The sequence below is a fragment of the Ruegeria sp. AP12 genome (assembly GCF_056540025.1).
In genome coordinates this window covers 922,329-943,931 of the sequence record NZ_JBQFVZ010000001.1, presented here as the reverse complement: position 1 = coordinate 943,931, position 21,603 = coordinate 922,329, and the positions used below count along the sequence as shown (strand labels likewise).

23 protein-coding genes and 1 other RNA gene are annotated in these 21,603 nt (G+C 58.5%); 10 read left to right on the top strand and 14 right to left on the bottom strand.

What is annotated here, in order from left to right:
* Positions 1-508: 508 nt before the first annotated feature.
* Complete coding sequence (locus ACR0E6_RS04780; RefSeq protein ID WP_480581300.1) at positions 509-3,322, top strand: Rne/Rng family ribonuclease; 2,814 nt, start codon at positions 509-511, stop codon at positions 3,320-3,322.
* 50 nt (positions 3,323-3,372) lie between these two features.
* On the opposite strand, the gene ACR0E6_RS04775 is transcribed toward ACR0E6_RS04780, so the two are convergent.
* A complete protein-coding gene (locus tag ACR0E6_RS04775; RefSeq protein ID WP_170450846.1) occupies positions 3,373-3,606 on the bottom strand; it encodes a sulfurtransferase TusA family protein in 234 nt (77 codons plus the stop codon).
* A 113-nt stretch (positions 3,607-3,719) separates the two neighbouring features.
* On the opposite strand from ACR0E6_RS04775, the gene ACR0E6_RS04770 reads away from it, so the two are divergent.
* The 4 genes from ACR0E6_RS04770 to ACR0E6_RS04755 all read left to right on the top strand — a co-directional run bounded on the left by ACR0E6_RS04770 (position 3,720) and on the right by ACR0E6_RS04755 (position 8,031).
* Positions 3,720-4,472 (top strand): cytochrome c biogenesis protein CcdA, encoded by a 753-nt coding sequence (locus tag ACR0E6_RS04770; protein ID WP_170450844.1) that lies wholly within the window; start codon positions 3,720-3,722, stop codon positions 4,470-4,472.
* Between the two features lie 55 nt (positions 4,473-4,527).
* A complete protein-coding gene (locus ACR0E6_RS04765) occupies positions 4,528-5,730 on the top strand; it encodes a hypothetical protein (RefSeq protein ID WP_480581297.1) in 1,203 nt (400 codons plus the stop codon).
* On the top strand, positions 5,727-7,076 hold the full coding sequence (locus ACR0E6_RS04760; RefSeq protein WP_480581294.1) for a cytochrome P450: 1,350 nt from the start codon (positions 5,727-5,729) through the stop codon (positions 7,074-7,076). The genes ACR0E6_RS04765 and ACR0E6_RS04760 overlap by 4 nt, the downstream gene beginning before the upstream one ends.
* 73 nt (positions 7,077-7,149) lie before the next feature.
* Complete coding sequence (locus tag ACR0E6_RS04755; RefSeq protein WP_480581291.1) at positions 7,150-8,031, top strand: fructose bisphosphate aldolase; 882 nt, start codon at positions 7,150-7,152, stop codon at positions 8,029-8,031.
* Between the two features lie 3 nt (positions 8,032-8,034).
* On the opposite strand, the gene ACR0E6_RS04750 is transcribed toward ACR0E6_RS04755, so the two are convergent.
* The 4 genes from ACR0E6_RS04750 to fumC are packed head-to-tail and all read right to left on the bottom strand — an operon-like array spanning position 8,035 to position 10,485.
* Positions 8,035-8,637 (bottom strand): DNA-3-methyladenine glycosylase I, encoded by a 603-nt coding sequence (locus tag ACR0E6_RS04750; RefSeq protein WP_480581289.1) that lies wholly within the window; start codon positions 8,635-8,637, stop codon positions 8,035-8,037.
* 59 nt (positions 8,638-8,696) lie between these two features.
* A complete protein-coding gene (locus ACR0E6_RS04745; protein ID WP_170518449.1) occupies positions 8,697-8,918 on the bottom strand; it encodes a ribbon-helix-helix domain-containing protein in 222 nt (73 codons plus the stop codon).
* A complete protein-coding gene (locus tag ACR0E6_RS04740; RefSeq protein ID WP_170450832.1) occupies positions 8,915-9,091 on the bottom strand; it encodes a DUF4169 family protein in 177 nt (58 codons plus the stop codon). Before ACR0E6_RS04740 ends, ACR0E6_RS04745 begins: the two co-directional genes overlap by 4 nt.
* On the bottom strand, positions 9,091-10,485 hold the full coding sequence (gene fumC / locus ACR0E6_RS04735) for a class II fumarate hydratase (protein ID WP_480581286.1): 1,395 nt from the start codon (positions 10,483-10,485) through the stop codon (positions 9,091-9,093). The genes ACR0E6_RS04740 and fumC overlap by 1 nt, the downstream gene beginning before the upstream one ends.
* Positions 10,486-10,692: 207 nt before the next feature.
* Between fumC and ACR0E6_RS04730 the strand changes: the two genes are divergently transcribed.
* Positions 10,693-11,256, top strand: coding sequence for a hypothetical protein (locus ACR0E6_RS04730; protein ID WP_170450829.1), 564 nt, complete (start codon positions 10,693-10,695; stop codon positions 11,254-11,256).
* Between the two features lie 29 nt (positions 11,257-11,285).
* Here ACR0E6_RS04730 and ACR0E6_RS04725 read toward each other — a convergent pair whose 3' ends face one another.
* From ACR0E6_RS04725 to ACR0E6_RS04685, 9 genes are all read right to left on the bottom strand, one after another.
* Positions 11,286-11,744, bottom strand: coding sequence for a ClpXP protease specificity-enhancing factor SspB (locus ACR0E6_RS04725; RefSeq protein WP_170450827.1), 459 nt, complete (start codon positions 11,742-11,744; stop codon positions 11,286-11,288).
* Between the two features lie 76 nt (positions 11,745-11,820).
* Positions 11,821-13,074, bottom strand: coding sequence for a chromate efflux transporter (chrA, locus tag ACR0E6_RS04720; protein WP_480581282.1), 1,254 nt, complete (start codon positions 13,072-13,074; stop codon positions 11,821-11,823).
* Positions 13,071-13,886 carry a chromate resistance protein ChrB domain-containing protein gene (locus ACR0E6_RS04715; protein ID WP_480581279.1) on the bottom strand — a complete coding sequence of 272 codons (816 nt, stop codon included), beginning with the start codon at positions 13,884-13,886 and terminating at the stop codon, positions 13,071-13,073. Before ACR0E6_RS04715 ends, chrA begins: the two co-directional genes overlap by 4 nt.
* A gap of 129 nt (positions 13,887-14,015) precedes the next feature.
* Positions 14,016-14,447: an ester cyclase gene (locus tag ACR0E6_RS04710; protein WP_170450821.1), complete on the bottom strand. Its 432-nt coding sequence runs from the start codon at positions 14,445-14,447 to the stop codon at positions 14,016-14,018.
* A 100-nt stretch (positions 14,448-14,547) separates the two neighbouring features.
* Positions 14,548-14,895: a transfer-messenger RNA gene (gene ssrA / locus ACR0E6_RS04705) on the bottom strand.
* A 36-nt stretch (positions 14,896-14,931) separates the two neighbouring features.
* The gene (locus ACR0E6_RS04700; protein ID WP_170518469.1) at positions 14,932-15,294 is read right to left on the bottom strand and encodes a DUF4345 family protein; all 363 of its coding nucleotides are present in this window, start codon (positions 15,292-15,294) and stop codon (positions 14,932-14,934) included.
* A 64-nt stretch (positions 15,295-15,358) separates the two neighbouring features.
* Positions 15,359-16,009: a hypothetical protein gene (locus ACR0E6_RS04695; protein WP_170518472.1), complete on the bottom strand. Its 651-nt coding sequence runs from the start codon at positions 16,007-16,009 to the stop codon at positions 15,359-15,361.
* Between the two features lie 13 nt (positions 16,010-16,022).
* Positions 16,023-17,423, bottom strand: coding sequence for a selenium-binding protein SBP56-related protein (locus ACR0E6_RS04690; RefSeq protein ID WP_480581275.1), 1,401 nt, complete (start codon positions 17,421-17,423; stop codon positions 16,023-16,025).
* Positions 17,424-17,552: 129 nt separating this feature from the next.
* On the bottom strand, positions 17,553-18,284 hold the full coding sequence (locus ACR0E6_RS04685) for a FadR/GntR family transcriptional regulator (protein WP_480581272.1): 732 nt from the start codon (positions 18,282-18,284) through the stop codon (positions 17,553-17,555).
* 86 nt (positions 18,285-18,370) lie between these two features.
* On the opposite strand from ACR0E6_RS04685, the gene ACR0E6_RS04680 reads away from it, so the two are divergent.
* Genes ACR0E6_RS04680 through ACR0E6_RS04665 form a run of 4 tightly spaced genes read left to right on the top strand, consistent with a single transcriptional unit; the run spans position 18,371 to position 21,502 of the window.
* Complete coding sequence (locus ACR0E6_RS04680; protein ID WP_480581269.1) at positions 18,371-19,162, top strand: DUF2182 domain-containing protein; 792 nt, start codon at positions 18,371-18,373, stop codon at positions 19,160-19,162.
* A gap of 4 nt (positions 19,163-19,166) precedes the next feature.
* A complete protein-coding gene (locus ACR0E6_RS04675; protein ID WP_480581266.1) occupies positions 19,167-19,871 on the top strand; it encodes a DUF1326 domain-containing protein in 705 nt (234 codons plus the stop codon).
* A complete protein-coding gene (locus ACR0E6_RS04670; RefSeq protein ID WP_480582215.1) occupies positions 19,871-20,398 on the top strand; it encodes a DinB family protein in 528 nt (175 codons plus the stop codon). Before ACR0E6_RS04675 ends, ACR0E6_RS04670 begins: the two co-directional genes overlap by 1 nt.
* Entirely contained in the window at positions 20,399-21,502 is a 1,104-nt protein-coding gene (locus ACR0E6_RS04665) for a dimethylsulfoniopropionate demethylase (RefSeq protein WP_170450804.1), read from the top strand.
* Positions 21,503-21,603: the final 101 nt, after the last annotated feature.

Here is a 21,603-nt window from a genome sequence, read left to right as displayed (position 1 = left end):
GGGGACCAGCCCCCCTCTTGAGCCATAGGCTCAATTCACCCCCCGAGGTATTTTTGAACAGAAGAAGATGGGCGCGGCGCGTTTGAGATGGACGGGATGCAGTTTGCCCATTGTGTTTTCCACAGGACTGCTTTTATTGTGTCCGAACGGGCCGGGCCATTTTTGCGCCTTTAAGCCCCGAATCTTTGAGTTTCGCTGCGTCGCAACAGGTGATCTTTGGTTTTCACCGCGAAGCAGACCGATTGTGCCCCGATCCATGGGGCAGTTGAGTACCTGAGCCCGATGCGTTGGGTGAAAGGAATAAATGGGCAGGCAGCGATCCTAATCGCGCCTGTCGGAGAAGAACCGCGATGACGCGCGCGCAACGATTGAGAGACCGGGCAGGGGGCCAAAGCGCCAGACCCTGCCGCGCGCCGTCTGATATCGCCCTGACAAGACACCTCCCCAAAAGCGCCTGTCCGCCTGGACGGGTCAGGACAACGCGTTTGGCGCGGTGCACCAAGGACACATGGCTAAGAAAATGCTTATCGATGCCACCCACGCGGAAGAAACCCGCGTCGTGGTGGTCGACGGAAACAAGGTCGAGGAGTTCGATTTTGAATCCGAAAACAAACGCCAGCTTGCTGGCAACATCTATCTTGCAAAAGTAACCCGGGTCGAGCCGTCGCTGCAGGCGGCCTTTGTGGATTATGGCGGGAACCGGCATGGGTTCCTGGCATTTTCCGAGATTCATCCCGATTACTACCAGATCCCCGTCGCCGACCGTGAGGCGCTGATGGAGGAAGAGCGCGCTTATGCCGAGGCCATGAAGGCACGGGATGAAGCGGAAGAGGCCAAGCCGAAAAAACGCCGGTCGCGGTCGCGGACCAAGGCGGCGGATGTGAAATCCGATGATGCGGTCGAGTCGATTGAAGTGTCGTCCGAACCGAGCGGCATGGAAACCATCGATCTTGAAGACGGGGAAGAGGCGGAACTGGCGGTGCCCGAGGGGACCTCACCGGTTGATTTGGTTGCAGACACTCCGGTGGAAGAGCCGGCGGATGAGGAAACGCCTGCAGAAGACGCGGCGGATGTAGCGGTCGAGGCCGATGAGCAGGCCGCGGAAGAAACTGACTCTGCGGCTGAGACGCAAGCAGAGGGTGAGGCCGATGCAGAGGTGGACGCCTCGGCAGAGGACGCTGCGGACTCGTCGGACGAGGTGAGCGAGCCAGAGCAGGCTGAAGAAGAAGCCAAGGCCGATGCAGAAGGTGAGAACCCCGAAGACGGTAACGCACCATCGGATGCAACTGCCAAGGATGCTTCGATTGAATCGGTTGCGGATGAAGATGACAGCGAGGATATTCGCCCTCCGCGCAAGCCGCGGCCGCGTCGCTACAAGATTCAGGAAGTCATCAAGGTGCGCCAGGTTCTGCTGGTGCAGGTCGTCAAGGAAGAACGCGGCAACAAGGGTGCTGCGCTGACCACATATCTGTCGCTGGCCGGGCGCTACTGCGTTCTGATGCCAAACACCGCGCGCGGTGGCGGGATCAGCCGCAAGATCACCAATGCCCCCGACCGCAAGAAGCTGAAAGAGATCGCAGCCGAGATCGACGTACCGACCGGCGCGGGCCTGATCATCCGGACCGCCGGGGCCAAACGCACCAAATCCGAGATCAAGCGCGACTATGAATACCTCCAGCGTCTGTGGGAGCAGATCCGTGAACTGACGCTGGAATCCATCGCGCCCGCGAAAATCTACGAGGAAGGCGATCTGATCAAACGGTCGATCCGCGATCTTTATAATCGCGATATCGATGAGGTTCTGGTCGAAGGCGAGGGCGGCTATCGCATCGCCAAGGACTTCATGAAGATGATCATGCCGTCCCACGCCAAGAACGTGAAACGGTATGAGGACGCGCTGCCGCTGTTCGCGCGCTATCAGGTGGAAAGCTATCTGGCGGGGATGTTCAACCCGACTGTGCAGTTGAAATCCGGTGGCTATATCGTGATCGGTGTGACCGAAGCTCTGGTAGCGATCGACGTGAACTCGGGCCGGGCCACCAAGGAAGGCTCGATCGAGGAAACGGCGCTCAAGACCAACCTTGAGGCGGCTGAGGAAGTGGCGCGGCAGTTGCGTCTGCGTGACCTTGCCGGTCTGATCGTCATCGACTTTATCGATATGGACGAGCGCAAGAACAACACCGCTGTTGAGAAGCGCTTGAAAGACAAGCTGAAAACCGACCGCGCGCGCATTCAGGTTGGCCGCATCTCGGGCTTTGGCCTGCTAGAGATGAGCCGCCAGCGCCTGCGCCCCGGTATGCTGGAAGCGACCACGCAGCCGTGCCCGGCCTGTCATGGCACCGGCCTGATCCGCTCGGACGACAATATGGCGCTGTCGATCCTGCGTCAGATCGAAGAGGAAGGCACCCGCCGCCGCTCGCGCGAGGTGTTGGTGCGTTGCCCGGTGAGCATTGCAAACTTCCTGATGAACCAGAAGCGCGAGCATATCGCTCAGATCGAGGCGCGCTATGGTCTGTCGGTACGGGTCGAAGGCGATCTGCATCTGGTCAGCCCTGATTTCTCGATGGAGAAGTTCAAGACCGCCAGCCGGATCGTGCCCGAGGCGACCGCGCCTGTTGTGTCTGCGGATGCCTCGCTGATGGATCTGGTCGATGCGACCGATGAGGATGAGGCTGAAGAGGAAACCGTTCAGGCCGAGGAAGAGACCAAGCCCAAGCGCAAGCGTCGCCGTCGCCGTCGGAAGAAGGGTGGCAATGGGGCTGAACAGCAAGACGCTGGGGCGGATTCTGATGCCGTGAGCGAAGAGGTTGCTACTGACGAGGATGGCTCTGACGATGCCAAACCTCAAGAGGGTGCCGACGCGTCCGAGGATGAGGACAAGCCTGCGAAGCCAAAACGCCGCCGAGCACCGCGCCGTAAAAAGAAGGATGCGGAACCGATTGCGGCCGAGGCTGATGCAGAAACCGGTGAGCCGGAAGCGGCGACTGAGGAAGCCCCCGCTGAGCCTGTTGCTGAACCCGAGGCCGAAGAGGTTGCTGCGGAAGCCGAAGCCCCAGCGATGTCTGAGCCCGAAGAGGTTCAGGCCGAGGCTGTTGAAGTTGCCGAGACGGTGGAAGAGCCAATCGAAGCCGCAGACGCTCAGGAAGACCCTGCAGAGGCGGAAGAGGTGACAGCCGAACCTGTCGTCGAAGACACGCCTGCTGAGCCGGTTGCAGAAGAAACTGCAGCAGAGCCAGTGTTGGAAACCGTGGCGGAAGAACCGGAAAAACCCAGCGAACCACCCAAGCCAAAGCGGCGCGGATGGTGGTCCTTGGGCCAGTAAACAAAAGAAAGGCGGACCAGGTGCCCGCCTTTTTCTTTGGCTGGATCCGATCAGGCTGATTTTTGGATCAGATAGACCTGATGGCCATTCTCTTCTTCCTGCGACAGCAAGTTATGGCCGCTTTCCATGCAGAAATGTGGAACATCGACGATTGCGGCTGGGTCATCCGCCAGCACACGCAAAAGCCCCCCAGCAGGCAGGGATTTCAGCCGCTTTCGGGCCTTCAGAACGGGCAGGGGGCACAAAAGCCCTAGCGCGTCGAGTATCTCGGGTTCGTCAGTCATGTTGATTGAGATATTTCCAACAGGCGACGCTGTCCAGCATGCAACATACGACCACGAGGATGTGACTGAATGGCCCCGTGACGAAATCCACCTGATACCATATGTGCTTAGTCATGTTCGGAATTGATATCATCGACGCGGGGCTGCTGCCCGCCATGTTCATCGCCATGATCGGCGGGCTGATCAGTTTTCTGTCGCCCTGCGTTCTGCCGATTGTGCCGCCCTATCTGGCATATATGAGCGGCGTGACCATCAATGAGATGCAGGATGAGGCGCGCGCGCGGCGCAAGGCGACCCTGTCGGCGCTGTTCTTTGTTCTGGGCCTGTCGACCGTCTTTCTGCTGCTGGGCTTTACCGCCTCGGCGTTTGGGGCGTTTGTGCTGAAGAATCAGGTGCTGTTCGCCAAGCTTTCGGGCGCTGTGGTCATCGTCTTTGGCCTGCACTTTCTGAACGTCTTCCGCATTCCGCTGCTGGACCGCGAGGCGCGGGTTGAAACCGGCGATTCCGGAGGCTCGGTGTTCGGCGCTTATATCCTTGGTCTGGCCTTTGCCTTTGGCTGGACGCCATGCATCGGCCCGCAATTGGGGGCCATCCTGTCCCTGGCGGCGTCAGAGGCATCGGTTGCGCGCGGCACGCTGTTGCTGGGTGTTTATGCTGCGGGTCTGGGCATTCCGTTCCTGCTAGCGGCGATGTTCCTGAACCGCTCGATGAGTGTGATGAACCGGATCAAGCCATACATGGGCACGATTGAGAAGGTGATGGGCGGTCTGCTGCTGTTCGTTGGGATCATGCTGATCACCGGCCTTTTCACCGAATTCAGCTGGTGGCTGCTGGAAACCTTCCCGGCACTGGCGGTTCTGGGCTGATCCACCTTACCTTGGCCGCAATGCTGCGTTAACCTGCGCAGTAGAAGGTAAGGCCATGAGCAGTCACACAAATCAGCCTCAGGTGCGTAAACGCCGGGTGTTCTACATCCCCGGCTACGACCCGATTCCGGCGCGCCGCTATCGTGAGCTGTATCGGACCGAGTCGCAGGCGCAGGCCGAGATTTCGGGCTATGAGATTGCTATGTCTCCCAAACCTGTCGAAGGACCATTTGGCTGGCAGGTGACATCGGTTCAGGATGGCATGGAGATCCAGACGGACATAGACGTTCTGGTCTGGTCCGACATCGTGCGCGACAGCATGTCCGGGTCGATTTTAGCGACCTATCTTCAACTCGGGCGCACAGCGTGGACCTATATCTCAACCGGCACGCTGAAACAGCTCAGTCAGTTGCGGAAAGGGCCGGTGATCGCGGCGCTATACCCGGTTGGGATGCTCTTGCTGCAATTGGCGGCTGCGATGATCGTAGTGGTTGTTGCGGTAGCTACTCTGGGTTGGTTGGGTTTGTTGCCCTCATTGGCTTTAGCTTACCTGCTGCTTCAATGGTTTCGAAAGATCGATAACCGGTTGTTCGCCTATTACCTCATGCACGATTACGCCTATTCAGCGCAGCTGAACGGGGAAACTCCCGCCGGGCTGCAGAATCGTCTGGATGAGTTTGTGCACCTGATTGATGCCGCCTTGGATGCAGATGTGGATGAGGTTCTGGTCGTCGGCCACAGCTCTGGCGCGCATTTGGGCGTGTCTGTTCTGGCCGATTTGATCCGCGCGCGCGGCGATCTGCCGAACCGCCCGGTTCTGTCCTTTTTGACGCTCGGGCAGGTGGTTCCGATGGTCTCGTTTCTGCCCCAGGCCACAAAACTGCGGGGTGATCTGCGGTTTCTGTCGTCGCAAAAGGCTTTGACTTGGGTCGATGTTTCGGCGCCGGGCGATGGGTGCTCCTTTGCGCTTTGCGATCCGGTTGCGGTCAGCGGGGTTGCGGGGCCGGACAAGATTTGGCCGCTGGTCCTGTCTGCGGCGTTTACTCAGACATTGTCATCCCAGCGGTGGCGGGAATTGCGGTGGAAGTTCTTTCGTCTGCATTTTCAATACATTTGCGCTTTTGACCAACCCGGAACTTATGACTACTTCCGCATCACGGCGGGCCCCCAAACACTGGGCGCACGGTTCAAAGGGCGAACCCCGTCCAAAACCCGCATCGAGACCGCGGTTTCGAAACATACGAGTGTCGATGCATGACCCCGCCCAAGCCGCGCTCTCGTCCTGATCGTGTTTCGCTGTGGCGCTATCTCAAACTGTTCCGCCGCGATCTGCTGTCCGCGCAGCCCGAGCGGTTGTACCGCGCCTGGATGGCCGAGTTTCGAACGCCTTTCTTCCGGTCCTACATGATCAACCAGCCGGACCTGGTTGAAACCGTTCTGAAAAAACGCCCCGACGACTTCCCTAAATCCGGCCGTATCAGTGAGGGGCTGCGCCCATTGTTGGGCAATTCAGTATTCCTGACCAATGGCGACGTCTGGAAACGCCAGCGCCGCATCATTGACCCTGCTTTCGAGGGCGGACGTCTGAAAGACACGTTTCCCGCCATGCTGGCCGCCGCCGACGCCTGCGTTGAACGGCTGCGCGGTCAGGCCGGGGCTGAGGTCGAATGCGAAGAATTGACCAGCCACGCCGCTGCCGATGTGATCTTTCGGACGCTGTTTTCCGTACCGATCGAGCATGAAATCGCTGCCGAGGTGTTTCGTAAGTTTCGAACCTATCAACGCGAACAACCGTTACTGAATCTGGCGGCCTTTGTGCCGTTGCCACGCTGGCTGCCCCGGTTTCATTCGAAACGCACCCGTCAGACGGCTCGGGAAATCCGCGACCTGATCGCAAGGCTCACGTCCGAGCGGGCCGTGGCGATTGCTCAGGGCCAGGCCCCGGATGATCTGGCAACCAAGATCATGACGACGCCTGATCCCGAAACCGGCGCGTGTTTTGACACCGAAGAGATGATCGATCAGGTCGCGATTTTCTTTCTGGCGGGCCATGAAACCAGCGCCTCGGCGCTTGCGTGGACGTTGTACCTGATGGCGCTGTACCCTGAGTGGCAGGAGAAAGTCGCGCAAGAGGCCGATGCGTTGGGCGACCCCTCGTTCGCGGTCATGTCCAAGCTGAAGCTCAGCCGCGATGTGTTTCGCGAGGCATTGCGGCTGTACCCGCCGGTGCCGATGATGGTGCGGCAAGCCGCTTGCCCTGAAAGATTTCGCAATCGAGAAGTGCCGAAGGCGTCCCAGATCGTGATCAGCCCGTGGCATCTGCACCGCCAAGAACGGTTGTGGGATAACCCCGACGCATTCGATCCGGCACGCTGGCACACCGAAAATGGCAAGTCCTGTCAGCGCGACGCCTATATCCCGTTCTCCACCGGCCCGCGCGTCTGTACTGGGGCGGGGTTTGCGATGGTCGAGGGGCCGTTGATCCTGTCCACGCTGCTGCGCAGGTTCAGATTCGAAACAATCGCCGAAAAAACACCGGTTCCGGTGGCCCATCTGACCGTCAGATCGAAAGACGGCATTTGGTTGCGCGTGGTTGAGCGCTAACAAACTATCATCGCCCAACGCCGTGCTGTATGCGAAGAATGAAATCGGAATCATTCTTGAACGGGAAAACATTATGTCCAAAGCAGAACAGCGCGCGCAGATGTCCAATGGCGCAGGGTTTATCGCAGCACTGGATCAAAGCGGCGGATCGACTCCCAAGGCGCTGGCGCTTTATGGCGTGGATGCCTCGCAATATGGTTCGGACGAGGAAATGTTCGGTGAAATCCAGAAAATGCGCGCACGGATCATTCTGGCGGATGACTTCACCAAGGACAAAGTGATCGGCGCAATCCTGTTCGAACGCACGTTGGGCGAGGAAATCGAAGGCCGAAAAGTGGCCGATTATCTGTGGTCGGTCAAAGGAATCGTTCCGTTCCTGAAAATCGACAAAGGGCTGGAAGATCAGGCCAATGGCGTTCAGATGATGAAGCCCATTCCGGGGCTGGCTGAAACCCTGGGCAAGGCCGAGGGCGTGTTCGGCACCAAGGAACGCTCGGTCATCCACGAAGCCAACGCAGAAGGCATCGCCGCTGTGGTCGCACAGCAATTCGACGTCGCGCGCGAGGTTGTCGCCGCAGGCATGGTTCCGATCATCGAGCCTGAGGTGAACATCAACTCGGAAACCAAGGCCGAGGCCGAAGATATCCTGAAGGGTGAGTTGCTGAAAAACCTCGACCAGTTGGACGAGGGGCAGGATGTGATGCTCAAGCTGACAATCCCGAGCAACGCGAACCTGTATGACGAGGTTGCAGATCACCCGCGCGTCGTGCGTGTCGTGGCGCTGTCGGGCGGGTATTCGACCGAGCAGGCCTGTGATCTTCTGGGTCAGAACGGCAAGATGATCGCCTCGTTCTCGCGCGCATTGACCGAAGGACTGTCGAAGCAGCAATCAGAAGCCGAGTTCAACGCGGCTTTGGGCGGCAATATCGACAAGATCTTCAACGCGTCCTGCTAAGCCTCAGACCGGTTTGACAAAATCGCGGCGCATCTGCGCCGCTTTTTCCCGGCATATGCAGCCCTCGGCATGGTCATTGACCAATCCCATCGCCTGCATGAAGGCAAAGACCGTGGTGGGTCCGACGAATTTCCAACCGCGTTTTTTCAGGTCCTTCGACATGGCGATGGATTCAGCCGAGGTTGAGGCGCTGCGTGGCGGCGGCGGGATTTCCGGCTCATACCGCCAGACATAAGCGGCCAGAGAGCCTTCCGAGGCGACCAGTTCTTGCGCGCGGCGGGCATTGTTGATCACCGCTTCGATCTTGCCGCGATGGCGGATGATGCCTGGGTCCTGCAACAGGTGTTCGACATCTGCATCGGAAAACTCGGCCATCCTGTTGAAATCAAATCCACAAAAGGCCGCGCGAAAGTTTTCGCGCTTGCGCAGGATCGTCAGCCAGCTGAGGCCGGACTGAAAGCTTTCAAGACACAGTTTCTCGAACAAACGCTGGTCATCGGCCACCGGGTATCCCCATTCATTGTCATGATACTCCGGGAACTCGGGCGCGGCCAAAGACCACGTGCACCGAGGTTTGCCGTCTGGTCCAATGGCTGTGTCCGTCATGCATGTACCCTTTTTGTTCTCAATTCACGCTACACGCATTGAGCACGCGCTGACAAGGGTCAAACCTTGTTGCGATACCAATCTAAAATGAAAACCCGAATAGCGGATGCCAGCCCTGTTTCGGGATCACGGGCCACATCAATCTCTGCCGCCAAAGCATTGATTGGTTGATCTTTTTCCTGCGCTATGTCCCGAAAGGCCCGCCAGAACTCATCTTCCAGAGACACCGATGTGCGATGCCCTTTTAGCGTCAGGGACCGTTTGACGGGACGGCCGCTCATTCATCCAGCTCGTGATTGTCCAGGTCGCGCTTCTGCTTGTCCTGCCGCAGTTTCACGACGTCTTTTTCGGCCTTGGTCCGCCCAAAGGCGACAGCGTTCTGATCTGCGCGGGCCTTCTTTTCGGCCCGCGCCCTTTCTTTGCGAAACCGGTTCAGATTGACCGGCTTGCCCATCAGTCTTTCGGGCCGATCATCTGCTCGGGCCGGACAACGGCGTCAAAGGTCGCCTCATCGACAAAACCCAGCGCGATGGCCTCTTCCTTCAGGGTCGTGCCGTTCTTATGCGCGGTCTTGGCAACGGTGGTGGCGTTGTCATAACCGATGGTCGGAGCCAGCGCCGTAACCAGCATCAGCGATTCCTTCATCAGCTTGTCGATGCGCGGTTCGTTGGCCTTGATGCCCAACAGCATCCGTTCGGTAAAGCTGTCGGCGGCATCGCCCAGCAACTGGATCGACTGCAGCAGGTTGTAGGACATCATCGGGTTATAGACGTTCAGCTCAAAATGCCCCTGCGACCCGGCAAAGGTCATCGCGGCGTTGTTGCCCATCACATGGGCCGCGACCTGAGTCAGCGCCTCGGCCTGAGTCGGGTTCACCTTGCCGGGCATGATCGACGAGCCGGGCTCATTCTCGGGCAGGATCAGTTCACCAAGACCAGAACGCGGGCCGGAGCCCAGGAACCGGATATCGTTGGCGATCTTGTAGCAACTGCCTGCAATCGTCGCCAAAGCACCAGACAGGAAGACCATCGCGTCATGGGCGGCCAGCGCCTCGAACTTGTTCGGCGCTGTGACGAAGGGCAGGCTGGTGATCTCGGCCATATGGCCTGCGACCGCTTCACCCCAACCATTCTGGGTGTTCAGGCCGGTGCCGACGGCTGTGCCGCCTTGCGCCAGTTCATAGATCCCCGGCATCGCCGCGTGCACACGGGCAATCCCCTGACGGATCTGGTGGGCGTAGCCGCTGAACTCCTGACCCAGTGTCAGGGGCGTTGCGTCCTGCGTATGGGTCCGGCCGATCTTGATGATGTCCTTGAACTCTTCGGCCTTCTGTTCCAGCCCCGAGGCCAGTTTTTCAAGACCCGGCAGCAACACGTCGCGCACGCTCATCGCGGTGGCGATATGCATGGCGGTGGGGAAGGTGTCGTTCGAGGACTGACCCATGTTGCAGTGATCGTTCGGGTGCACCGGGTCTTTCGAACCGATCACGCCGCCCAGAATCTCGATGGCGCGGTTTGCGATAACTTCGTTCGAGTTCATGTTCGACTGCGTGCCCGAACCGGTCTGCCAGACGACCAGAGGGAAGTTGTCGTCAAACTTGCCCTCGAATACCTCACCAGCGGCCTGAATGATCGCGTCAGCGATTTTGGCGTCCAGCTTGCCGGTCGCCTTGTTTTCCATGGCGCAGGCTTGCTTGATCACGCCCAGCGCGCGCACGATGGCCACGGGCTGTTTCTCCCACCCGATGGGGAAGTTCATGATCGAGCGCTGCGTCTGCGCGCCCCAATACTTGTCGGCAGGAACCTCGAGCGGGCCAAAGCTGTCGGATTCGGTGCGGGTCTGAGACATCTGTCACTCCGTCTGGTATGCAGTCGTATGCCGTTTAGCGGCCACAACGCTGTGACGCAATCGGCCAGTTGCGCGCACCTTAGACATACGGTCCCGAAAGGTATAGCCGCCGGATGGCAACATTTTAATTTGCACCGCACAGGATTGTGCCATTGTGCGCACCGCGCGCATGTTTAGAATAAGGTGGCTGCGGTCGAGGAGGTTTAAATGCCCGAATCTGAACGGATATCGCCAATCAAAGCCATCGCGGTGGCTTTGGCCGCGACCTTGTGGATCGCAGTCCTAAGCGTGTCGGCCCGCGCCGCCGACGTAACGCCGTTTGTCGGAGATTATATCGGTTCGGCAAATGTGGTGGACGCGGACGGAACAAGCACGCCCCGAGACATGAGCGTTTCGATTCACGAAACCAAAAACGGCTTTAATGTCAGTTGGAAAACAACGACCTACAAGCTGGACGGGCGCGTCAAGGAACAGGCGTTTTCAATCGATTTCCAACCGTCTGACCGGCCCGACGTGTTCGCCGCCGCGATGAAGCGCAATGTCTTTGGTCATGAGGTTCCGTTGGACCCCATGAAAGGCGAACCCTTTGTCTGGGGCCGCATCGACGGGGACACGATGACCGTGTTTTCACTGTTTATCGATGAGACCGGCGGATATGAATTGCAGCAGTTCGACCGCACTCTGGCCGAGGGTGGCCTGAACCTGTCCTTCTCGCGCTTTATCAACGGCGAAAAGTCCCGCTCGGTCGAAACGTTTCTGAAGAAACAATAAACCCCGCGTGGGTCGCGGGGTTTCAGGGCCTATTTGCGGAAGCTGTCCAACGAGACGACGTCTGCGTCGTGGTGTTCCTCGGGCTCTTCAACCTCAATCGATTCTTCGATGAAATTGTCTTCTTCCAGCTCGTCCTCGGGGCTTTCGAACCGCAGGCCAAACTCGACGGACGGGTCCACGAAGGTTTTGATGGAGGTATAGGGGATATACAGCGGCTCGGGCGCGTCACCGAAGTTCAGCGTGATGGCAAAGCCGGTCTCGCCAACCTCAAGGTTTTCGAACCAGTGCTGCATGACAATCGTCATCTCTTCCGGATACCGCTCGCGCAGCCAATCCGCGATCTGCACGCCGGGTTCACGGGTGTCGAAGGTGATGAAAAAATGATGGGTGCCGGGCAGGCCGGTTTCGGAAACGCCGGTCAGAACCGTTTTGATGAGACCGCGCATGGCGGTGTGCATCAGGTTTCCATAGTCGATGTCTTGCGACATGTGTAATCCTCGAAAGTGGTTATCCCCAGCATAGGCGTTTTAACTGGAAACGAAAGAGCAGGTATGGCCGGATTGATCAGAATAGATGGATGGCCATGCCAGCCAGAGCCATCAGCGCCAATACCGTTGCCATCCCTAATTTTGCTTTGAAAATCAATAGTCCTGCGGCAAATGTCAGCGCCAAAGCGGCGTAATTTGCGGATAACACGTCCGGAACAGGAGTTGACAGCGGCCCCCAGCTTGCCTGACCGACCACATCAAAGAGAACGTTTAGGGCGAACCACACGGACAGGTTGAGAATCACGCCCACAACCGCCGCCGTGATGCCGTGCAGCGCGGCTGTCAGCCTTGGCCTTGTCGCAAGGCTGTCCAGATAGGGGGCGGCCAGAAATATCCAAAGGAAACAGGGAACAAATGTCGCCCATAGCGCCACAGCACCCGCTGCAAGGGCCAATGTGACACCGCCGTTTATCTGCCCGGTCAGCATGGCAACGAACTGCGTCACCAGAATCAGCGGCCCCGGCGTTGTTTCGGCAAGGCCCAGCGCGTCGATCATCTGGCCCGTGCTGATCCAGTTGTACTGGTCGACGACCGTCTGCGTCATGTAGGCCAGAACCGCGTAAGCGCCGCCAAAAGTCACAACCGCCAGACGGGCAAAGAACCAGCCCAGATCGCTGAGCAGTTGGTGCCCCGACAGTGTCAGCAGCACCAGCGGCCCCAGCCACAGGGGCAGCCAAATGGCTATCGTACGAAACGGCTTTGCTAAGGTCGGCGCAGCGGTGGATTCGGGTGCGGGAATCGCGCCCTTGAAACTGAGATACCCCCAAAGAGCAGCCGTCAGGATGATCAAAGGGAACGGAATGTTGAACAGGAAAATGCCCAGAAACCCGAGACCCGCGAGGATGCTGTGTTCCACATCCGACAGCGCCTTGCGGGACAGTTTGAGCAAAGCCTGTAGGACAATCACGATGACCGTGGCCTTGATCCCAAGAAAGGCCGACTGAACCAGGGGCAGGGTGCCAAATGCTGCGTAAAGCATCACCAAGGCCGCGATCACAATCGCGCCGGGCAGCACAAATAGCGTTCCGGCAATCAACCCGCCGGTCACGCCGCGCAGACGCCACCCCGCATAGGTCGCCAGTTGCATGGCTTCGGGGCCCGGCAGCAACATGCACAAGGACAAGGCTCGCAGATAGGCTTGCTCATCCAGCCAGGGCCGACGTTCAACCAACTCGTGATGCATCAGCGAAATCTGGGCGGCCGGGCCTCCGAAGGACAGAAGGCCAATCCTGCCGAACACCTGCATCAGTTCTTTGAGCGATGTTGTCATGACTTGCGATCCGTTGGCCAGCCGTGGGTTTCCTCAAACCCGTCGCGCGCCCAGCGGTACAAGGCATCATAGAGATGCATCCCGGCCTCAAGGTTTTCGTGATCGTCACGATATTGTCGGGACAGGCCGACCGAGATGGCCAGTATTCCGGCAGCCTCGGGGGCAAGGTCGTGGCGATTGGTGTCGGCAGCCCGCACCACGGTTGCAAGCCGATCCAACGCTTCAGAGCGCAGGCGCAGCTCGTCCAGCAGCGTATCAAATGTGCAAGCGTCGCCTCGGTGGCTCCAGAATGTGTTTTCGATGTCAAAGGGCGTGGCGTTGAATTTTTCTGCGACGCTTTCCACTTCGGCTGGCGCGACGAACGGAAATTTGGCCTTGGGGTCGACAAAGCGACGGATCAGCCAGGGGCAGGCGATACGGTCAATCTTTGGACGGTGCCGCGTGACCCATAGTGTCTGCCCGTTAACCGGCGACGGCACAGACGCGGCCGGAATGCGCAGGCTGTCCGGCAGGTCGCGCCAACCATACATGCCGCCATCCAGATACTCAGCCGCGCAGCCTTCACTGCGCAGCCAGGAAACGACACTTTGGCTGAGTTTCTTGCCCTTTTGACAGATGATGACGCTGCGGCGATCCGAGACCAGCCGCACAAGCCCCGCAATATCGGCGGCCGGGTGCCGGAATGAACCGGGGATTAAATACGGATCCTCCGCAAAATCTTCGTCCAGACAAATATCCACCAGCATCGGAGCCTGAGGTGTTCCGATCAGACGCGACAATTGCTTTGGGGTAATGGAGTTTGGCGATGCCATGGCATGTTCCTTGTAGTCTCGGATACATGCGAAACTTGGGCTGACGCCTCACGGGGCGTTCGCAATCTTACCCCATGGCTCTAGCTACCGTGCAAGCCGCCCATGGGTCAAGATTGCACCGCCTTTGGATCAGGCCCAATCCAGCCTTTGCCCCGTCATACAAACGGGCAGCGTGTCCTGTGGAAACTGGCCCAGCTGTTCGAAAAGCGAGACGAAATCGAACTGATTGTAGGCTTCGACCATCTTGTCGCCCTTGAATCGCGCCATGACCTGCCCGGTGACCTCCAGCGGTGCCCCGTTATCGGCGCGGAAGGTTTTGACGTGAAGAATGGCTGAAACCCAATCGCCGTTTTCGATGATTTTGGGCATCTCAACGGTGATCTCGCCAAGGATATGACGGAAGGCCATGACCAGATCGCGGAAATCGTCGGCGCCCACCTGCATTTCGGGGATCAACCCCTCGGCCATCGTATCGGGCGCAAAATACTGATCGATCGCTTCGGTGTTTCCCTGTTCCCAAACCTCGGCGTACCATGCTTTTAGGATATCTGTGTGTTTCATCCCGGCTCTCCTGTCTGACTGGGATGACAGTGGACAAAAGGGATGAACAAACTCTAAATCTGCGCAGAAAAAGAATTAAACTTAGACATAAGGCTGTGGAAATGCAGGTTTCTGTTGCCAGGTACCTGCGAACCCCGCCTTACGCGGCTAGGCGCAAGGGCTTAGATTTCGGTCTTGTTACTGCTTACGCAGCAACTGCAACCGGAGCACGATTGTCGTTTGCAATTGTACTATTTTCGCCGGTAACGGTGGCAGACAGCCGAGACAAAGCTAACCCCTTTAGACGTTCGTCGATCCTGTTTCGGCCCCAAAATCCCCAAACGAAGGATGGTTGGTGGAGCCGCCGGGTACCGCCCCCGGGTCCGATCCGCTTATTACGAGCGCGTTTATGTCCATAGTCCCGAAGGACATACCCTATATAGGTGAGGCGGCGCTGGGTTGCAAATCCAGATTTTTGGATGCGAATACGTTCAAAAGCAGCGTGTTATGTGGTTTTGTTGAAGTTCGCTGCAATCAGCCAGACGGCAAGCACAAGTTCGATTCCACCAAAAGTGGCTGCTTTGACGAATGGCGGGTTGTCCAACGCCAGCGACACGAACCGCCCAAGCGCCGCCCCTGCGTAGACCACGCCCAGCATTGTGTATGCCATCGGCGCGTTCAGCCAGATCACGGCAATGCCGGTTACAACAAACAACCCTCCGACCGAGGCGCGCAATTCACTTAGGCCCATTGTGCTGTCGGTCGGGGCCAGATCCAGCGCGTTGGCGGTGTGGGCGGGGGCCAGAAAGCCGAAAAGGCCGAATCCGATGGTCAGCAAAGCGACGATTACATTCAGGGTTGTTACCATTTCGGCCTCTTCCAACTTGCTTATCCGTCGACAACGGTAATCCGTTGTTTTCCGAAGAAAAGCACTAAATCGCCGACCACAGCCCCAGAACTCCAACCAGAATCAGACTGAGCGCCCAGATCAGTTCAAGATTGAACCAACTGCGGGACAGGAATTGCAGGCCCAGCCAGCGATAGACGGCATAGGCCAGAAGACCTCCGCCAAGGATCATTGCGGCGGTATGCAGCGCCGCCACGCCCAGAACCAGCAGGCCATTCGTTGTCATGATCTGCGAGATTGCCTGATGCCCGGCATCCAATTCATCCAAGCCGCACAGGCCCAGATAGATCGGAACCAGCATCAGCGCGGCCCCATGCGCCAGCGCCACCAGAAAGGACCAAAGCGCCAGTTTCCTTGGGGGGACGCGCGACAGGAATCGCGGGTGGCGCTGGGTGAGGGCGATATAGAGACCCATCGCGATGACGATCAGTGCGGCCCCGATGCGAATCTCGCGTTGGTAGTCAACCAGTACGGCCATCAGGGCAAAGGGCAGCAGGACACCCAGCATCGCCACAAAATGTCCGCCTGCCAAGGCGGCCAGCGCGCGCCACAGGGCGGATTGGCGTTGCTCCATCAATGCCGAAGAAACAGCCAGCGGCCAGCCCATCCCTGGGTTCAACCCGTGATAAGCGCCGCTGAGGACAACGGCCAGCCAGAGGCCAGCCGTTGATGTCATCAGAACCTCCAACTCAGACCGAAGGGTAGCAGAAACTGTCGGTCGAGCAGTCTCCGCCCTCCAGCCGGATCTGGTGGCTGCGGTAGCCGTCGGGGAATTCGACCCAGAAGTTCGGGTCCAGCGTCAGGCCACCGTTTTCGCCGACATCGGCCTTGACCATCGCCGCGCCGCGTTCGCCGGGATAGAACTGATCATCCCATGTGGAATAAAGTGAGTTGGTCCAGTAAACGCGTTTACCATCTCGGCTGATCTCGACCATCTGCGGGCCGTAGCCAAAATCCTGTCCGTTCGGATGTTTGGTTTTCTTGACGATACCACCGATTTCAACCTGGCCCGCCAGTGTCGGGTTCATCGGGTCCGAGACATCGTATTGATGCATCTCACCCGTACCCCAGCAAGCGACATAGAGATACTTGTCGTCGAGGCTCAGGTCGATATCAGTGACCAGCGGCGGAACGGCCGAGAATCCCTTCAACAGATCGGGCAGGTCATCCGGGTCGGCTGGATGCGGGTCGATGGTGATGGTCTTTTTGGCCTCGAACGTGCCGTCCTCATTGCGCCACCACGTGAAAATCGCGCCTTGCAGGTTGGTGGTGTCCACAACCACGCCGCAGAACCCGTATTGCTTGACCGGATCATGGGCCGGGCGGATTTCCAACGCCATCTGATGGTTTTCACCCAGATCGATGGTCTGGATATTGGTCCGGTTGCGCAGGTTCCAGAAGTGGATGCTGTGACCGTATTTGTTCGACAACAAATCCTCGGCCACGATGCCGTTTTCGAACTGCGGAGGAAGTCCCCATTCAGAACTGACCATGTAATCGCGTGGCAGGTTCCACCAGAAATCATAGTGCTTGTCCTGCACGCCACGCTCGATCTCATACCGCCCTATGATCTCAAAGCTTTGGCAATCCATGATGAAGATACCCGGCGGGCCATCGGTCCCATCTTCACCGCCACCACCCAGCGTGCTGACATAGATGCCTTCGGGGCCGCAATGGATGGTGTGAGGGCGGGAATATCCTGTCTTTGCAAAGACTTCCTCGGGCTCGATGATCTTGTGGATCTTGGCCTCAAGCGGGTTCTTGACGTCGATCACGTAAATCCGGCTGGACCGAATACCCGGGATGATCAGATAGCGCCGTTCCAGAAAGGCGTGCCCGGTCAGCGGTGACAAGGCCGAGGAACAGGCGTTCCAGCCAAAATGATGAAACTCATCACCTTTTTCCGGCATCATCACCTTGTGGACGATCTTGCCGAAATCGTCGGATGTCGGATCGACATTCACAACCGCCAGCCCGTCGGGTTGCGAAAAATCCGGGCTCAGCATCAGCGTGAAAGCAAGCGTCTCGGCGGGCCCCTCCATCGCCAGCTTGGCGGATGGATAAAAGGTTGGGTCCGGTCTTGTGTTCATAACGTCCTCCCGTAAGCAATTGATATTCAATTTGTATTGAGAGTTCCGGTCTTGGCGCCGGGTGACATCCTGCCTGCTCTGTCTTCCTTGTGCCTGTTCGTCTGCGTCAATCCTGGGGCCTGATCGGGATCAGGCGGGTTTGCGTTTGCGCTCGGCCACGTCCTGGGCCAGTTGGCGGGTGTAAGCTTCCAGCTCGACCAAGGTGGCATCGACCGTTGTGGCGTCATGCGCTTCAAGGGCGTCGGCGATCTTGGTGTGAAGCAAGATGATCTCTTCGCGTGACCTTGCGGTGAAGGTGATCATGTTCATCAGGGGCTGCATCGCCTCGACCGCGCCTGCCAGTTGATAGGACAGAACCGGATTGCCCGCGCCGTCCACAAGTGCCCGGTGAAAGGAGACGTCCGAGGCGCAAAACGCCTCATCCGTCAAGCCGGGCTGCGCCTGTCGGAAAATCTCGGCCCGCATGGTGGCGAGTTGATCTGCTGTGCGACGCTGCGCAGACAAGGGGGCGCAGGCGCGTTCCAGCGCGTATCGCGCCTCGCAAGCCGTATCGAAGCGCACCGCGTTCATCGACAGCAACAGGGTCGAAGTGGTGATTTGCTGCGAATACGCATCTTCAAAACTGATGCGGTTCACAAAGGCCCCGCCGGTTGCCCCGCGCTGGGTGCGGATCAGGGACTGTGCCGCCAGACGTTTCAGCGCCTCACGGACCGTTGGGCGTGAGACCTGAAATTGGTCGGCCAGTTCGGCCTCGGACGGCAAACGCTCATCCACGATCAACTCACCCGAGACGATCGCATCGCGAATGGCCTGCGCGATTTGTGCGGACAAGTCTGCGGTTTTCTGTGGGTTGATCTTCATTTTGCACGCGGCTTTACGATTTTATTTGTCTGACATTTAAAAGTCTGACATTTGAAAAGCAAGGGAGTTGAGTCGGAGGGGATCACATGAGTCGCGCAATGCTACGCAGCGGGATGTGGCTGGCGTTCTATGTGCTGATCCTGTGGGCCTGGTGGGTCATGTTCTCGATGAGCCGCGACATGGACCTGGATTGGATCGGTCGTCCGGGTCCGATGGGACAGGCCATGGCGGCGATGGATCCGCGTATGGACATGTATATGCCCATGGCCGAGTTTGGTCCGCTGTTCTGGATGTGGGCGATCATGATGGCGGCGATGATGCTGCCGACTCTGGTGCCAACCCTGCGCGGCTATGACGACCTGATCCGCAGCGCCAACGGCACGCGCGCCGGATGGCTGGGCGTTCTGACCGGTTACTTCATCGTCTGGGTGGGCTTCGCGGCGCTGATCACCGGCGTTCAACTAGCTCTGTTGTTTGGTGGGGTCGTTGACATGTTGGGCATCGCCAAGTCCAACTGGGTGGCCGGAGGGTTGCTGATCGTCGTCGGTGCCTTCCAATTCACCCGCGTGAAAGAGGTCTGCCACGGCGTCTGCCATGCGCCGATGACCTATTTCCTGGGCCATTGGAAAACCGGTTTCACAGGCGGCGTGAAAATGGGGCTGGGCCTTGGCGCGTTTTGCGTGGGCTGTTGCTGGGGCTTCATGGCACTTGGCTTTGTCGGTGGTGTCATGAGCCTTTTGTGGATGGGTCTAGCCACCCTGTTCATGGTTTTGGAAAAACTTCCCCAGATCGGGCATGTTGTGACCCGACCCATGGGGTTTGCGTTGATTGCAGGCGGTCTTGTCCTGCTGATCTATCCCTTTGCATACGGAGGATAAGCCGATGGCAAAAAACAGAAAACCCGAAGCGGACAGACTTCCCATAAGTCAGCGGATCGACAGCCGTATGCCCAACCCGAAACGGCGCGAGATGAGCCCGACGGAATGGGCCATCAAGGGCGAACTGATCCTGAACTGCTCGTGCGATGTGTTTTGTCCCTGCGTTGTCTCGCTGGGTGCGCACCCTCCGACCGAGGGGCATTGCCACGCGTGGATGGGTGTCATCATTGATGAGGGGCATTACGAGGGTGAGGACCTCTCCGGCCTGTGCGTCGGCCTGCTGGTCGACATTCCGGGCCGCATGGGCGAGGGGCAATGGAAAGTCGCCGCCTATGTGGACGAACGTGCCAGTGGCAAGGCCTATAACGGGCTATTGCAGATTTTCAGCGGTCAGGCGGGCGGCACCACCGGCCTGTTCACCATGCTGGTGAGTGAGATCATCGGGGCCGAGCGGGCTCCGGTCGTCATCGAGCGCGACGGCACCAAGCGCCGGATCGTGATCGGTCGCAAAGTTCAGGGTGAGATTGAGATGCTGGCGGGCAAGGATCCCGAGCATCCCGTGATGGTCTCGAACTCGAAATACTGGATGGGACCGGACATCATCGTGGCACGCGGCACCAAGTCCAAAGTGCGCGATTATGGCCGCGTCTGGGATTTCGGCGGCAAATCAGCCGAGATTTGCCCCATCGATTGGCATGGGCCAAAGTGATGATTACCGGAGCCTATGCGCGTGAAATGTCGCGCTATAATCAATGGCAAAACAGTCAGTTGGCCGAGTTCCTTCAAGCATTGACCTCAGAGGAACTAACGCGCGAACGCGGGGCGTTTTTTGGCTCGATCCTGGGCACGGCGAACCATTTGCTGTGGGGCGACTGGATCTGGATGTCCCGGTTCGACAAAGGGCCGGGCCCGGAAAGCAACATCCATCGCAAAGGCGGCGGCATCCATGAAAGCGTCTATCTGTGCCCTGATCTGGCCAGTTGGCTGTCTCTGCGTAAGACCGTGGATACCCGGATTGCAGATTGGGCGAACACGTTGGGTGATGATCTGATCACCGGCCCGTTTACCTGGTATTCGGCGGCAAAAGAAGGTGATATTACATTGCCTTACGCGCAATGCATCATGCATTTTTTCAACCACCAGACGCATCATCGTGGTCAATTGCACAAAATGCTGACCGAGACCGGGTCTGAGGCCCCGGTCAGTGATCTGGTTTTCCTGCCGCAGGAGGGCTGAATGCCGCAAATATCCTTGTCTCGCCGCTTGCGGCGCACGCCCTTTTCCGACGGGGTCGAGGCTGCGGGGGTTAAAGGCTATACGGTTTACAATCGCATGTTGTTGCCGACGGTTTTTGAAAGTGTCGAAGCCGACTATCGCCATCTGAAAGAGCATGTTCAGGTCTGGGACGTATCCTGCGAGCGGCAGGTAGAACTGCGCGGCCCGGATGCGGCGCGGCTGATGCAGATGCTGACGCCCCGTGACCTGCGCGGGATGCTTCCGGGGCAGTGCTATTACGTGCCCATCGTGGATGAAACCGGTGGGATGCTGAACGATCCCGTTGCGGTGAAACTGTCCGAGGACCGTTGGTGGATTTCCATTGCCGACAGTGATTTGTTGTTGTGGGTCAAAGGATTGGCAAATGGGTATCGGTTGGACGTGCTGGTGGACGAGCCTGACGTCTCGCCTTTGGCAGTTCAGGGGCCCAAGGCCGATGAGTTGATGGCGCGTGTCTTTGGGGATCGGGTGCGAGATATCCGGTTTTTCAAGTTCGATATGTTCGAGTTCGAAGGTCGCGATCTGGCTGTTGCGCGATCAGGCTATTCAAAACAGGGCGGGTTCGAGATCTATGTCGAGGGCGGCGATATCGGGATGCCGCTTTGGAACGCGCTGTTCAAGGCGGGCGAGGACCTTCAGGTGCGGGCCGGGTGTCCGAACCTGATCGAACGCATCGAGGGCGGCCTATTGTCTTATGGCAATGACATGACGGACGACAACACGCCGCATGAATGCGGACTGGGCAAGTTCTGCAACACGCACACGGCCATTGGCTGCATCGGGCGCGATGCCTTGTTGCGCGTGGCCAAGGAAGGCCCGGTGCAACAAATCCGTCCGATTGCGATTCAGGGCGACCCGGTGCCGCCCTGCGATCGACCCTGGCCGGCTTTTGTGGATGGGAAACAGGTGGGGCAGGTGACCTCGTCTGTTTGGTCGCCCGATTTCGAAACGAATGTCTCCATAGGCATGATCCGCCTGAGCCATTGGGAACCGGGGACCGAACTGGATGTTGAAACGCCGGATGGCACGCGCCGCGCGCAGGTGAAGGCGCATTTTTGGGTTTAGAGGGGGAAGGGGGCTCTGCCCCCGTCGCTGCGCGACTCCCCCGGGATATTTTTAGCCAGATGAAGACTCGGATCTGGTTTTTTGGAAACGAAAGGAACTGC

Coding starts and splice junctions, on each gene's coding strand:
- ACR0E6_RS04780 (WP_480581300.1), top strand. CDS start 509: ATGGCTAAGAAAATGCTTATCGATGCCACCCACGCGGAAGAAACCCGC.
- ACR0E6_RS04775 (WP_170450846.1), bottom strand. CDS start 3,606: ATGACTGACGAACCCGAGATACTCGACGCGCTAGGGCTTTTGTGCCCC.
- ACR0E6_RS04770 (WP_170450844.1), top strand. CDS start 3,720: ATGTTCGGAATTGATATCATCGACGCGGGGCTGCTGCCCGCCATGTTC.
- ACR0E6_RS04765 (WP_480581297.1), top strand. CDS start 4,528: ATGAGCAGTCACACAAATCAGCCTCAGGTGCGTAAACGCCGGGTGTTC.
- ACR0E6_RS04760 (WP_480581294.1), top strand. CDS start 5,727: ATGACCCCGCCCAAGCCGCGCTCTCGTCCTGATCGTGTTTCGCTGTGG.
- ACR0E6_RS04755 (WP_480581291.1), top strand. CDS start 7,150: ATGTCCAAAGCAGAACAGCGCGCGCAGATGTCCAATGGCGCAGGGTTT.
- ACR0E6_RS04750 (WP_480581289.1), bottom strand. CDS start 8,637: ATGACGGACACAGCCATTGGACCAGACGGCAAACCTCGGTGCACGTGG.
- ACR0E6_RS04745 (WP_170518449.1), bottom strand. CDS start 8,918: ATGAGCGGCCGTCCCGTCAAACGGTCCCTGACGCTAAAAGGGCATCGC.
- ACR0E6_RS04740 (WP_170450832.1), bottom strand. CDS start 9,091: ATGGGCAAGCCGGTCAATCTGAACCGGTTTCGCAAAGAAAGGGCGCGG.
- fumC (WP_480581286.1), bottom strand. CDS start 10,485: ATGTCTCAGACCCGCACCGAATCCGACAGCTTTGGCCCGCTCGAGGTT.
- ACR0E6_RS04730 (WP_170450829.1), top strand. CDS start 10,693: ATGCCCGAATCTGAACGGATATCGCCAATCAAAGCCATCGCGGTGGCT.
- ACR0E6_RS04725 (WP_170450827.1), bottom strand. CDS start 11,744: ATGTCGCAAGACATCGACTATGGAAACCTGATGCACACCGCCATGCGC.
- chrA (WP_480581282.1), bottom strand. CDS start 13,074: ATGACAACATCGCTCAAAGAACTGATGCAGGTGTTCGGCAGGATTGGC.
- ACR0E6_RS04715 (WP_480581279.1), bottom strand. CDS start 13,886: ATGGCATCGCCAAACTCCATTACCCCAAAGCAATTGTCGCGTCTGATC.
- ACR0E6_RS04710 (WP_170450821.1), bottom strand. CDS start 14,447: ATGAAACACACAGATATCCTAAAAGCATGGTACGCCGAGGTTTGGGAA.
- ACR0E6_RS04700 (WP_170518469.1), bottom strand. CDS start 15,294: ATGGTAACAACCCTGAATGTAATCGTCGCTTTGCTGACCATCGGATTC.
- ACR0E6_RS04695 (WP_170518472.1), bottom strand. CDS start 16,009: ATGACATCAACGGCTGGCCTCTGGCTGGCCGTTGTCCTCAGCGGCGCT.
- ACR0E6_RS04690 (WP_480581275.1), bottom strand. CDS start 17,423: ATGAACACAAGACCGGACCCAACCTTTTATCCATCCGCCAAGCTGGCG.
- ACR0E6_RS04685 (WP_480581272.1), bottom strand. CDS start 18,284: ATGAAGATCAACCCACAGAAAACCGCAGACTTGTCCGCACAAATCGCG.
- ACR0E6_RS04680 (WP_480581269.1), top strand. CDS start 18,371: ATGAGTCGCGCAATGCTACGCAGCGGGATGTGGCTGGCGTTCTATGTG.
- ACR0E6_RS04675 (WP_480581266.1), top strand. CDS start 19,167: ATGGCAAAAAACAGAAAACCCGAAGCGGACAGACTTCCCATAAGTCAG.
- ACR0E6_RS04670 (WP_480582215.1), top strand. CDS start 19,871: ATGATTACCGGAGCCTATGCGCGTGAAATGTCGCGCTATAATCAATGG.
- ACR0E6_RS04665 (WP_170450804.1), top strand. CDS start 20,399: ATGCCGCAAATATCCTTGTCTCGCCGCTTGCGGCGCACGCCCTTTTCC.